The sequence below is a fragment of the Synechococcus sp. R50.1 genome, assembly GCF_047462115.1.
GTDB lineage: Bacteria > Cyanobacteriota > Cyanobacteriia > Thermostichales > Thermostichaceae > Thermostichus.
This window is the reverse complement of the sequence record NZ_JANSIN010000034.1, coordinates 14,639-27,185: the sequence shown is the minus strand read 5'-3', so window position 1 is coordinate 27,185 and position 12,547 is coordinate 14,639. Positions and strand designations below refer to the sequence as shown.

The following is a 12,547-nucleotide window of genomic DNA, read 5'->3' as shown; positions in this document are numbered from 1 at the left end:
TTACTGGATAAGCCGAACCGGGCACGGATTTCGCGGTAGCACAGAGACTGGAGCTTAACGGCGTTGGCGACTTTCTCGGGTGTGTTTTGGTTGACCCAGTTCAAGGCTTGGCCGAAAGCAGCCAAGGTCGCATCCAACTTTGCGGCTTGTGACTGGGACACCTTGAGCTTGCAGGATACGGTCAGGACTTGGGTCATGGTTCTATCATAACTTCCGCATTCCTCCCGGCACTGACCCTACGGGTACAGTGCGAGGCTCCTGCGATTTCTAGCTGAAATCCCGCACAAGCACCACTTCCGAAGCAGCAGGAGAAGTCAATCACGCCCACCCAAAGCCTCAGCCTGGGATTTTTCCGAGGAAGCCACAGATAGCTTCACAATCCGGGCCAGCCGAGCCTTACGACGAGCGGCTGTGTTTTTGTGCAGGACGCCGGTTTTGGCAGCTTTATCAATGCGGCTGAAAGCAGCACTCATCGCCGCCTGGATTTCCTGCAGAGTTTCTTGCTGTGGGTTGGCAGCGTAGGCAGCCGAGAGGGAGATCACTTTCTTCATCAGAGCGCGCACCATTGCTTTGGTGGCTTTGTTGCGCAGCCGATTCCGCTCTGCGATCTGAACGCGCTTGATGGCAGATTTGATGCGTGGCATGGTTGAAGGGGAAGTTCCAGCGAAGATCCAGCATACCATCAGAGCTGGAAGCTCCACCAGTTCCTATTGTTCTCCGATGGGATCCCCATGTTCCAAGATTGCAGCTCGCAGATCCGCTTTAACCCACCTGCCCTTTTCTACGGGGTTGCCGCTTGCGATTTGGATCGGGATGGGGCCTTTGAGCTGTTTGTGTGCGGGTTCCGCGGCTCCAATCGAGTCTTGAAGTGGGATGGGCAAACCCTGGTGGATCAAGCAGACGACACCCTGGCCGATGCAGGGCGCATGGCAATTGGGGTGGCTGCCGCCGACTTTGACGGGGACGGGCAGGAAGAACTTTATGTCTTGAACACCGATACCTTCGGCGGGCGCAAGCGCTTTGGGGATCGCCTCTTCGACTGGCAGGGATCTCGCTGGGTGGACCTGTTCTCCCTGCCGCAAAACCAAGATGCCCTCAACTTGACGGCAGGTCGCTCTGTAGCTTGTGTGGATCGTCTTGGCCAGGGGAGCTATGGATTTTTCGTAGCCAACTACGGCGGCCCTATGCGCCTCTACGAGTTGGGCCCTAACCAAATGATCGCCGATGTGGCGCCAGAAGCGAGACTCAATCGGGTGACGGGCGGGCGGGGTCTGGTGGCCTTGCCCTTGGTCTCGCAGCGGATGGACATTTTTGCCGTCAATGAGCAGGGGCCCAACTTTCTGTTTCGTAACCGGGGAGATGGCACCTTTGAAGAGATTGCCGCTGAGGTGGGCCTAGCAGATCCCGACGAGCATGGGCGCGGCGTGGCAGCGGTGGATCTGGATGGGGATGGACGGCTGGATTTGCTCTATGGCAACTGGGAAGGCCCCCATCGCCTCTGGATCCAGGCCCCCGGCGGTTTTTTTAAGGATGTAGCCCCCCCGGAGTTGGCTAGGCCCTCCCGCATTCGCACAGTCATCGCTGCCGACTTCGACAACGACGGCTATCCGGAGCTGTTTTTCAACAACATCGGCGAGCCCAACCGTCTGTTTGCATGGCGCTCAGGCCGTTGGCAAGCCATTGACATTGGAGATGCTGCCGAGCCGCAGGGATTGGGGACAGGAGCAGCAGTGGCCGATGTGGATGGGGATGGTCGTCTGGAATTGTTGATTGCCCATGGGGAGTCTGGCGCCCAGCCTCTCAGCTTCTATCGCCCTCAGGCCAATGCCAACAACTGGCTGAGAGTTCTGCCCCTCACCCGCCAGGGAGCCCCGGCCCGCGGCGCGTTGGTAAGGCTGCTCACCTCCACCCGTACCCAGATCCAGGCCATCGACGCCGGCAGCGGCTACCTCTGTCAGATGGAGCCGGTGGCCCACTTTGGCCTGGGATCCGAAACGGGGGTCAAGGAAATCCAGATCCAGTGGCCGGATGGGAAACAGTTGCAGGTGGCCCACCCACCGGTCAACCAGCTTTTGCAGATTCCCTATCCCCACTAGCCGCCAATCTGAGACATGGTGCGCCGGTAGGATCCCTGGCTGCCGGTGTCCCGTCCTTTGAAGTTGATGTCCGGCTTGATGTCCAGCAGTTCTCGCACCTGCTGTCTTAGCCTTTCGGCAGGGATCCCAGCTCGCAGCGGATCCCGCAGGTTGATTTGGCCGGATTCGTTGAGCAGGCAAGGGCGCAGCCAACCGTCGCTGGATAGCCGCATGCGGTTGCATCGATCACAAAAGCACTCCGACATCTGGCTGATAAAGCCCAAGGTGCCTTTTGCCCCCGGGATTCGAAACACATCCGCCGGCCCATTGCCGGCCACAAACCCAGGTTCCAGGCCAAAGCGAGCGCGAATTCGCTGTCGCAGCACCTCAGACTCCACCCAGCCGGCCTGCTGAAAGAGGGCGGCATTGCCAATGGGCATAAACTCGATGAAGCGCACATGCCATTGTCGCTCCAGAGTAAGGGCAGCCAGATCTTCCACTTCCGATTCGTTGAGCCCAGGGATCACCACCACATTCAACTTGAGGGGATCAAACCCCACTTGGTGGGCAACTTGGATCCCGGCCCAGACCTGCTGCCAGCGATCCCGCCCTGTGATCAGCCGAAAGGTCTCGGGGTTGAGGGAATCGAAGCTGATGTTGATGCGGCGCAGCCCCGCTTCATAGAGGAGTTGGGCCTTTTGGCTGAGGTTGAAGCCGTTGGTGGTAAGGGACACATCTCTCACCCCAGGCAGGCTGCACAGGGCCCGGATGAGATACTCCAGCCCCGGCCTCAGCAGGGGTTCGCCGCCGGTGAGGCGAAAGCAATCGATCCCCAAGGGCAAAAACACCTCTTGAACCAGCGTAAGGATTTCCTCATCAGTCAAGCGCTCTGGGGCTTGCAGCCAGGCCAACTCTGCCTCGTCGGGCATGCAGTACTGGCAGCGGAAATTGCAGCGATCGATCAAGCTGATGCGCAGATAGTTGACGGTCGGCATGGCAAGCTGGGCCAGGAAAAAAATGGCAACCTTTCCCCTCAAGGGCACTTTCCGTCGCTTTTGGAAAACCTCCCAGAGTCTTCATCCGTGAAGGCAGCGAGAACCGTCTTGAGATTTTAGCTGGCGGGGGCAACACCTCCAGTTTGCAGGATACTGCGAGGATTGAGGTGCAAATCTCTACCCAGATTCATTGCAGTGCTTCGCGTGCAGCAGGGGTGGTGAAGCAGCGAGCCAGCAGAAAGAACAATCCCTCCATCTCCGCTGGCTGCTCAGCCTATGGCTTTTGTGTGATGACCGACAAAGGCGCACCGCCACAGGAAGGCAGGCAGCAGGTGGTGATACACAACGCGCCCATCACAACCCTGACCATGAGTCCACCCTCAAGGCGCAGGGTGCTGGGCAAGCCTATGGTGGAGGCCGGTCATGGGCAGTTCCTGAACTCGGCGCTGCCCTGGGTTGGGTTCAAGCGGGGCAAGGCTGGAGCCAGAGAGAGGGCGGCAGGCACCTCTCAGGAGTGTCCGGCGTGGGGTGAGGCGCTGAGAACCCGCTGGTATGAGTGCTCTTGTGGCTGTTGGCTGCCCAGGGATGTTGCCGGTGGGATGGTGCTGCGGGATCGGGTTGGGGAGCGCGGTGAGGTGCTCGCCAGGGGGACGAAGTCCTCAAAGGCCCCTGGAGAGGTTCTGGCGGGGATGTCCTCTAGGGCATCGGGTCAAGACTCGGTGAAGGGGGAATCTCCTGCTACTTGCTTTGCGTTAGCGGGATGAGCGTCAAAACTGGGCTTGGATGCGGTCAAACAAGGCCCCATCGGCAAAAAAGCGGTTTTGGACAACCTCCCAGCCTCCCAGGTCGGCGACGGTAACCAGCTTCTCAACAGGAGGGTACCGCCAGGCAAACTCTTGGGCCACCGTCGGCTCCACCGGGCGAAAGCCCACCTCGGCAAAGGCCCGCTGCGCTTCTGGGGTGAATAGGTAGTCCACAAAGGCTTCGGCCACGGCACGGGTACCTTTGCGATCCACATTGGCATCCACCACGGCTACGGGGTTGTCGATGGAAATGTTGGGGTCGGGCACCACATAGGACAGGGATTGGCCGCGCAAGCCCGCCAGGATCACCTCATGTTCGTAGGTAATCAGGGCATCCCCTTGCCCTTTCTGGAAAAAAACATCGGTGGCCTCCCGCGAGTCCCGCGGCAAAATACGGACATTTTTGTAGACCTGGGTGGTGAAGGCCAGGGCCTGAGGTTCAGGGACAGCGCTCCAGAGGGCTAAAAAGTTCCAGCGAGCCCCCCCTGAGGTTTTGGGGTTGGCGGTAACCACCTGCAAGCCTGGCCGAGCCAGATCCGGCCAAGAGCGGATCCCCTGGGGGTTGCCTTCCCGCGTCACAATCACCGCCACCGAGCGGGTGACGATCCCTTGGTTGGGGGTGCGGGCTTCCCACCCCGGCTGAATGAGACCGGCAGCCACGAGGCGCTCCACATCCAAAGCCAGGGCCAAGGCCACCACATCGGCATCCAGCCCGTCAATAACTGCCCGCGATTGCGTTGCTGAGCCGCCGTAGCTGCTTTCTACGCGCACCCGTTGCCCCGTTTTCGCCAGCCAATCGGCCTCAAAAGCAGGGATGATCTGCCGGTAGGCATCCCGCGTCACCGCAAAAGAAGCGAGGAGGATCCTGACTTCCCCCTGCAATCCCCCCCCTCGGCCACAGCCGCCAAGGCCAAGCAGAAGGCAGAGCAGCAGGGATCCCATCCCCAGCCACCGTCCCCCGCTCGCCAGCAGCCTCTGGATCCCGCCTGTCTTTGTAACCTCCATAGCCGTCCTCAAAACCTCGGGCCGCCCTCGCCCCCAGCCTCTCTCCGACAGAGGGGCTCCGCTTGCTGTAGGCGGAAGGAGCAGGCCCTTGTTCCTATTCTACGGTAAGCCGGTCGGCAAACCGTTTTTATTTAAGGATCCCTAGGCAGGACAGGGGGTGGGGATCGCCGCATCGACAGCGAGATCCAGCGTGGCCTTGAGAATGCCAGGATCCTCTGGAGAAGGGTGCAACTGGAACCCCAGCCGCTGACACAGGCGGCGCATCGCCTCGTTTTCGCCAAGAACCTCGCCGGTGAGGCGCTGGATCCCTTCGCAGCGGGCCACCTGGATGAGGCGGGTCAACAGCTCCGTGCCAATCCCCTGTCTTTGATAGGGATCCGCCACCAGCATGGCAAACTCTGCTTCTTGGGGAAAGCCATGTTTTCTGGAGAGGCGGCTGATGCCGAGGATTAAGGACTTCGTCCCGCTGACGCGATTGGCCTCTGGCTCCTGTTTTTCTGCTACTAAGGCAATCTCGCGGTCGTAATCGTTAAAGCAAATGCGGGTAAGGCGCTCGTGGGCGATGCGGGCGCTGTATTTGATCGGGTGGAAGTAGCGCAGATAGACGCTGTAATCGGAGACGTGGCGGTGAAAATCGATCACCAAAGGCTCGTCTTCAGGGCGAATGGGGCGAATGGTGATGCCGTCCCGGAAGCTCCAGATGTACTGGGTGGGGTAGGGGCGGATGGCCAAGGGCACCTGGGGATCCTGCTCGGTTCGCAAAATGACGCGGGCATCCAAAGCCAGCAGGCCCTCGCTGGAAGCCAGCAGCGGATTGATGTCGATCTCTTTAATCTCCCGCTGCTCGGCCACCAGTTGGCTAAAGCGCACCAAGAGCTGTTCCAGGGCCTCCAGATCGACAGCTGGGCGTCCGCGTACCCCCCTGAGGGCCTTGTAGATGAGGGTGTTTTCCATCAGGCGCCGCGCCAAGGTGGTGTTGAGGGGGGGAAGGCCAATGGAGCGATCCTGAAACACCTCCACCAGTTGTCCGCCACTGCCAAACAGCAACACCGGCCCAAACTGGGGATCCTGGCTGCTCCCCAGGATCAGCTCATAGCCATCCGTGTCCACCATCGGCTGCACCGTGACCCCCTGGAAGTGCTCCGGCCCCGCTTTCTCGCTGACGTTGCGGAGGATTTGCCCGAAGGCCCGGCGCACCGCCTCAGCATCGGGCAGGTTGAGCTGCACGCCACCCACCTCGGTCTTGTGGGTGAGGGTGTGGGAGTAGAGTTTCACCACCACCGGGTAGCCCATAGCCTCGGCAGCTTCCACCGCCGCTTCGGGACTCTCAGCCACCCGCGTCGGCACCACCGGGATCCCGTAGGCGGCCAGGATCTCTTTGGACTCCGCCTCGGTTAGAAGCGTTCGACCTTCCCGCCGAGCTTGGCTAAAGGTTTGCTGCACCTTGTCGCGCTCTACCGCTGTTGAAGGGGGCAGAGTGGGGGTCTCGTAGAGGGCCTTGAGGTTGTAGCTAAATCGCCACAAATAGCCGAACACCCGCGCCGCTTGATCCGGGTAGCGGTAGGTGGGGATCCCGGCTTGGTTGAGGATGTGCTCGCCCGCATCCACGCCAGCTCCCCCCATCCAACTGGCCAGGATAGGCTGCCGGGATCCACTGCGCCGCCAGGTCTCCACCACTTTCTCGGCAGTGGCCGTGGGATCCGTCATGGCTTGGGGGGTGAGGATGACCAGGCAACCCTGGCTGCCGGGATCTTGCAACACCACTTCCAAAACTTGGGCAAAGCGCTCCGGATCGGCATCCCCCAAAATGTCAATGGGATTGCCGTGGCTCCAGTGGGGGGGCAAGAGCTGGTTAAGCTGCTCCAGGGTTTGGGGGGAGAGCTGGGCCAGGGATCCCCCGGCGCGAATGAGGGCATCGGTGGCCAGCACCCCTGGCCCGCCGGCATTGGTGAGGATGGTCAGGTGAGGGCCCTGAGGACGGGGCTGTTTGGCCAGCACCTCCGCCAGGTCGAAGAGATCTTCAATGTGATCCACCCGCAGCACGCCGCAACGGCGGAAGGCCGCATCCAACACTGCGTCGCTGCCGGTGAGGGAGCCCGTGTGGGAAGCGGCTGCTTGGGCTGCCGCCTGGGTGCGCCCCGCCTTGATGACAATGATGGGCTTGCTCAGGGCCACCTCTCGGGCCGCGGACAGAAAAGAGCGGGCATCCCCGATGGATTCCATGTACAAGACAATGCTGTGGGTATGGGGATCCTCGCCCAAGTAGTCGATTAAGTCTCCCCAGCCCACATCCAGCATCGATCCCAGAGAGATAAAGGCGCTGAAGCCCACATTTTCCTGCAGGCTCCAGTCCAGGATCGAGGTGCACAGGGCCCCACTTTGGCTGATGAAGCCCACATTGCCGGGCCGGGCCATCTGGGCAGCAAAGGTGGCGTTTAAGCCCGTGTGGGGGTTTTGGATCCCCAGGCAGTTGGGGCCAATCAAGCGCAGCTTCCCAAGGACTCCGTCCCGCTGACGCGATTGGATAGTCTGCTGAATTTGCTTCTCCAGCTCCCAGCCAGCAGGGCCCGTTTCCTTGAAGCCTGCTGAAAGAACAATGGCGCCCTTGACCCCGGCTTCTACGCACTCCTGCACCACCTTGGGCACCCCCGCTGCCGGAATGGCGATAATGGCCAGATCCACCGGCTCCGGCAGAGCGGACAGCCGCTCGTAGGCCCGGATCCCCAACACCTGGTGCCGCTTGGGATTGACCGGGTAAACCGTGCCGCCAAAGGGGTGGCTAATGAGGTTCCACAACACCGTCCGCCCTACGCTGCCCTCCCGCTCCGTGGCCCCCACCACCGCCACCGAACGGGGCAGAAAAATGGGATTCAGGGGATGGGATCGGGCCCTCCAGATATCCACACTGGGATCCAGTCGTTGCCACATACCCTACTCCTTAGGCCAACACTGGTTCCGGCTGGTGGTAGAGGGCAGAATCCACCCGGCAGCCCCGATAGGCCAAAACGTACAGCTCCTTCATGTCTTGAATGAGGGGATAGCGGGGGTTGGCGCCGGTGCATTGGTCGTCAAAGGCTTGCTCCGCCATCGCCTCCAGACGGTCGTAAAACTCCCGCTCTTTCTCCCCCAGGGCCTCGCGAATGGTGGCCGGGATCTCCAGTTTCCGCTTGAGTTCTTCGATGGCCTCGATGAGGCGCATGACCTTTTCATCGTCATCCGCCCCGCCCAACTGCAGGTAATCGGCAATTTCCGCGTAGCGGTGCTTGGCGTTGGGATAGCGGTATTGGGGAAAAATGGCCTGCTTAAAGGGGGCGTCGGTGGCGTTGTAGCGGATGACGTGGGTAATCATCAGGGCATTGGCCAGGCCGTGGGGCAGATGGAAGGTGGATCCCAGCTTGTGGGCCAGGGAGTGGCACACCCCCAAAAAGGCGTTGGCAAAGGCCATGCCGGCAATGGTGGCGGCGTAGTGGACTTTTTCCCGCGCTTCGGGATCCTCGGCGCCCTTCTCGTAGGCCCGCGGCAAGTAGGTCATGAGCAGCTTGATGGCTTGTAATGCCAGCCCATCGGTAAAATCGCTGGCCATCACCGACACATAGGCTTCCAGAGCGTGGGTGAGGGCATCGATACCCCCGTAAGCCGTTAGCTTCTTGGGCATCTTTAAGGTGAGATCCGGATCCACAATGGCCATGGTGGGGGTGAGGGCGTAGTCCGCCAGGGGGTATTTGATCCCCACCCGGTCATCGGTCACTACGGCAAAGGGCGTCACCTCGGATCCCGTGCCGGAAGTGGTGGGGATGCAGATGAGCTGAGCTTTTTGCCCCAGTGGCGGCAGCTCGTAAACCCGCTTGCGGATGTCCATGAAGCGCATCGCCAAGCCATCAAACTCCACCTGGGGCTGCTCGTACATCAGCCACATCACCTTGGCCGCATCCATCGGGGATCCCCCGCCGACCGCAATAATCACATCCGGTTGAAACTGGCGCAACTGCTCCAGACCGCGATTGACGTTGCTGAGGGTGGGATCCGGCTCTACATCGTGGTACACATCCCAGCTCACGCGAATCTCATCCAAAACCTGGGTGATGGGATGCAATATGCCCAACTCAAAGAGCGGCTTATCGGTCACCAAAAAGGCGCGTTTTTTGCCGGCCAATTCCCGCAGAGCAATAGGCAGACATCCGGGCTTGAAGTAAACCTTGGGCGGGATCCGAAACCAGAGCATGTTTTCCCGACGTTGGGTTACCGTTTTAATGTTGAGCAGGTGGCGCGGCCCCACATTCTCGGAGATCGAATTGCCTCCCCAAGTGCCACAGCCCAAAGTCAGAGAGGGATCTAGCTTGAAGTTGTAGAGATCCCCAATGGCCCCTTGTGAAGAGGGAGTGTTGATCAAGACTCGACCGGTTTGCAGGGCATTTTCAAAGTAGGCAATATCGTCCCGATTGGCGGGATCTGTATACAAAACAGAGGTGTGTCCCCGCCCGCCGAAATTGACCAGTTGGACAGCAACATCTACGGCGCTGTGGAAATCGTTGGCGCGGTAGAGGGCCAGAACAGGGGCCAATTTTTCGTAGGAGAAGGGCTCCTCCGGCCCCACCTTCTCCACTTCCCCAATCAGCAGTTTGGTGCCTTCGGGTACCTGGATACCGGCCAGGGCAGCGATGGTCTGCACCGACTGGCCCACAATGGCCGGATTGAGGCGACCGTCTTTGAGAAGGATGCGGCGCACGGCTTCGATTTGTTCCGGATCCAAAATGTAGGCCCCCCGATGGCGAAACTCGGCCTTGACCTGCTCGTAGATGGCATCCACCACCACCACTGCCTGTTCTGAGGCACAGATCATGCCGTTGTCGAAGGTCTTGCTCAACAAAATCGAGCTGACAGCCATGGGAATATCGGCACTGGCATCGATCACTGCCGGGGTATTGCCCGCTCCCACCCCCAAAGACGGGTGGCCCGAAGAATAGGCCGCTTTGACCATGCCAGGCCCGCCGGTAGCCAAGATCAGCTTCACCTCAGGATGCTGCATCAAAGCCTGGGACAGCTCGATGGTGGGCTCGTCGATCCAGCCGATCAACCCCACAGGAGCGCCCGCTGCCTCGGCAGCTTCTCTGACCACTTTGGCCGCGGCAATGGTGCATTGTTTAGCCCGCGGGTGGGGAGAAAAGATAATGCCGTTGCGGGTTTTGAGGGTGATCAGAGCCTTGAAAATGGTCGTCGAGGTAGGGTTGGTTACCGGCACAATACCTGCCAAAAGCCCTACTGGTTCAGCAATGCGCTCGTAGCCAAAGCTCTCATCCCGCTCGATAACCCCGCAGGTTTTCTCGTGTTTGTATTTGTTGTAAATGTATTCCGAGGCAAAGTGATTTTTGATCACCTTGTCCTCCACAATACCCATGCCGGTTTCCTGTACCGCCAGCTTGGCCAACGGGATCCGTTCGTTGTTGGCAGCCAGAGCGGCTTTGTGAAAAATCCGGTCTACCTGTTCTTGGGTGAAAGTTGCATATTCAGCTTGGGCAGCCTTCACCTGCTGGATCAAGGTTTCCAGCTCGGCTAGATTGGTTACTGGCATCGGTGGATCCCTCCAAAACTCATCAAGACTTAGACGATAGGAACAATTGACAATCGGATAGTTGGAAATAGTCGAATAACCCGAATGGCAATCTAGGCGCCAACAGGAGCAGGAACTTGGATTTCGGTGGTCAGGGTGGGGGGATGGGTGAGCGTATTGTGAATGATGCAGGCATCAACTGCTTTTTCCAGCCCCTTTTGATGCCTTCCGTCCAGCGGGATCCCAGTTTTTACACGAATGTGAATGTTGTCTAGGCGAGCCGGATGCTCAACTTTCTCCGCCGTGACCACCACCTCTAGTCCACTGGGATCCAACTGCCGAGCTTCCAGATATTTGACGGCATAAAAACCAACACAGGCGCCCAGAGAAGCCAGAAACCATTCCGGCGGCGTCATTCCCTGATCTCGACCGTGATTGTCCAAAGGCTGGTCGCTGAGAATGCGGTGCCCTCGACTTTCTGCTTGGAACTGAACACCATCGCGGTAGGTGACGCAAACTTCCATTGGGGATCCCTCCTCTTGGGATATTCTTCAGTTCACATAGAGTCCGTAAAGTTAGCCTGGGGATCAACTTGGATTCCAGTCAGCTCAGGGCCAATCTGGAGACGGTGCAGAGATTAACTGTGAATCACTTCGGATCTAAGCGTGACCTGGCTATGCTGACCCAAGCCGCAACTGCAGAATTGTCAAATAGCCACCAGTCCTTGATCCCGAAAGATTTGTAAGGCGTGATTCACCTGTTCGGGTGTGGGTGGATCGACATCGGCAAGGGTGTAAGGCAATCCCAATTGCTGCCATTTGTATTCCCCCATCTTGTGAAAGGGCAAAACTTCCACTCGCTCCACGTTGGATAAGGTGGCCACAAACTCGGCCAGGCCCTTAATGTTTTCCTCGGGATCCGTCAAGCCGGGAACCAGCACAAAACGAATCCAGGTAGGCTTGTGGATCTGGTCTAAATAGCGGGCCAGATTAAGAGTGGGTTCTAGCGAAACACCGGTGACCTTTCGATACAGCTCCGGCAGATAAGACTTGATATCCAGCAACACCAAATCTGTATGCTCCAACACAGGCTTGGCTGCTTCCAGTTGCCCATAGCCAGAAGTATCCAAAGCCGTGTGCAAGCCCAACTCATGACAGCGACGGAAGATCTCAGCTACAAAGGTGGGTTGCAGCAAAGGCTCTCCCCCGGTAGCCGTAACTCCCCCCCCTCGCAAGTAATTCTTGTAACGTTGGATCTCGGCAATTAAAGACTCAACCGTAACAAGCTGTCCCGCCTCCGGATCCCGACAGTCAGGGTTGTGGCAATACAAACAGCGAAGTGGACAACCCTGTGTAAAAATTACGAAGCGGATTCCTGGCCCATCGACGGTGCCGCAGGTTTCCACCGAGTGAATGCGCCCAGCAATTGGTGTCAGGGGGTTCATAACGGTATCCATACTTTTATCCTGGATGACTTTTGCAAAATATCAATCAATCTTGAGGTTTTCTTCCAGATTGCTAACTCAGGTTAAATAGAACACAGTTTCCATTTCTCTTTGGATTAGGTTGGGGCTAGATTTTTTTAGATCCCTAGGGTCTTTTAGCTAGACCGCTGCTATCCTGGCTGGCAGGGAGAAAGGGGGATAAAAAGCCGAAAGGGCAGCTCAGGGATCCCACCCAGCTCAGACCGATGGGTCGTGTGGGCTAGGCACGGAGGTATCCACCGTGATGCCGTGCAGGCGGTGGGCCTTGGGATCGAAATCCTTCGGGAAATGGGTATAGGCATCGAAATCTGCGTGATCCAACAAGGCTCCTTCTAAGAGCGCCCCTCGGAAATTGCTGCCAAAGAGGAGACATCCCCGCAAATCGGCTCCCGATAGGTTGGCTCCGCTGAAGTCGGCAAAACTGAGATCGCACCCCCGCAAATTGGCCCCCGCCAAGTTGGCTCCGCCGAAGTCGGCATAGCTGAGATCGGCGCCAGCCAAATGGATCCCCTGCAGGTTAGCCCCTTGCAAATCGATCTCCCGAAAATCGCGCCGTCCTGAGGCATACTGGCTGACCAGATCCGCAGCGCTACAAACAGTCATCGTCATCGGGCCTCCTCGGTTATCGATGGGGGATC

Annotated in this window: 9 protein-coding genes and 1 pseudogene; 1 reads left to right on the top strand and 9 read right to left on the bottom strand. The window is 58.8% G+C overall.

The genetic code is table 11. The features are described from left to right. Together NW870_RS09400 and rpsT are read right to left on the bottom strand one after the other, a co-directional pair. Nucleotides 1-197 (bottom strand): annotated as a pseudogene (locus NW870_RS09400) (RNA-guided endonuclease TnpB family protein); the annotation flags it as partial. A gap of 117 nt (nucleotides 198-314) precedes the next feature. Further along, nucleotides 315-644 (bottom strand): 30S ribosomal protein S20, encoded by a 330-nt coding sequence (gene rpsT, locus NW870_RS09395; protein WP_414355736.1) that lies wholly within the window; start codon nucleotides 642-644, stop codon nucleotides 315-317. An 87-nt stretch (nucleotides 645-731) separates the two neighbouring features. Between rpsT and NW870_RS09390 the strand changes: the two genes are divergently transcribed. After that, complete coding sequence (locus NW870_RS09390; protein ID WP_414375001.1) at nucleotides 732-2,096, top strand: CRTAC1 family protein; 1,365 nt, start codon at nucleotides 732-734, stop codon at nucleotides 2,094-2,096. Here NW870_RS09390 and moaA read toward each other — a convergent pair. The 7 genes from moaA to NW870_RS09355 form a co-directional block, all read right to left on the bottom strand. Beyond that, nucleotides 2,093-3,070 carry a GTP 3',8-cyclase MoaA gene (gene moaA / locus NW870_RS09385; RefSeq protein ID WP_414375005.1) on the bottom strand — a complete coding sequence of 326 codons (978 nt, stop codon included), beginning with the start codon at nucleotides 3,068-3,070 and terminating at the stop codon, nucleotides 2,093-2,095. The genes NW870_RS09390 and moaA overlap by 4 nt on opposite strands. 767 nt (nucleotides 3,071-3,837) lie before the next feature. Continuing rightward, nucleotides 3,838-4,878: a sulfate ABC transporter substrate-binding protein gene (locus NW870_RS09380; RefSeq protein WP_414375000.1), complete on the bottom strand. Its 1,041-nt coding sequence runs from the start codon at nucleotides 4,876-4,878 to the stop codon at nucleotides 3,838-3,840. A 141-nt stretch (nucleotides 4,879-5,019) separates the two neighbouring features. Next, the gene (locus NW870_RS09375; RefSeq protein WP_414374998.1) at nucleotides 5,020-7,806 is read right to left on the bottom strand and encodes a GNAT family N-acetyltransferase; all 2,787 of its coding nucleotides are present in this window, start codon (nucleotides 7,804-7,806) and stop codon (nucleotides 5,020-5,022) included. A gap of 10 nt (nucleotides 7,807-7,816) precedes the next feature. Then, the gene (gene adhE / locus NW870_RS09370) at nucleotides 7,817-10,447 is read right to left on the bottom strand and encodes a bifunctional acetaldehyde-CoA/alcohol dehydrogenase (protein ID WP_414374997.1); all 2,631 of its coding nucleotides are present in this window, start codon (nucleotides 10,445-10,447) and stop codon (nucleotides 7,817-7,819) included. A 92-nt stretch (nucleotides 10,448-10,539) separates the two neighbouring features. After that, complete coding sequence (locus NW870_RS09365; RefSeq protein WP_414343934.1) at nucleotides 10,540-10,950, bottom strand: OsmC family protein; 411 nt, start codon at nucleotides 10,948-10,950, stop codon at nucleotides 10,540-10,542. A 182-nt stretch (nucleotides 10,951-11,132) separates the two neighbouring features. After that, nucleotides 11,133-11,882: a pyruvate formate-lyase-activating protein gene (gene pflA / locus NW870_RS09360; RefSeq protein ID WP_414374996.1), complete on the bottom strand. Its 750-nt coding sequence runs from the start codon at nucleotides 11,880-11,882 to the stop codon at nucleotides 11,133-11,135. Nucleotides 11,883-12,107: 225 nt separating this feature from the next. After that, nucleotides 12,108-12,518: a pentapeptide repeat-containing protein gene (locus NW870_RS09355; RefSeq protein WP_414374995.1), complete on the bottom strand. Its 411-nt coding sequence runs from the start codon at nucleotides 12,516-12,518 to the stop codon at nucleotides 12,108-12,110. Nucleotides 12,519-12,547: the final 29 nt, after the last annotated feature.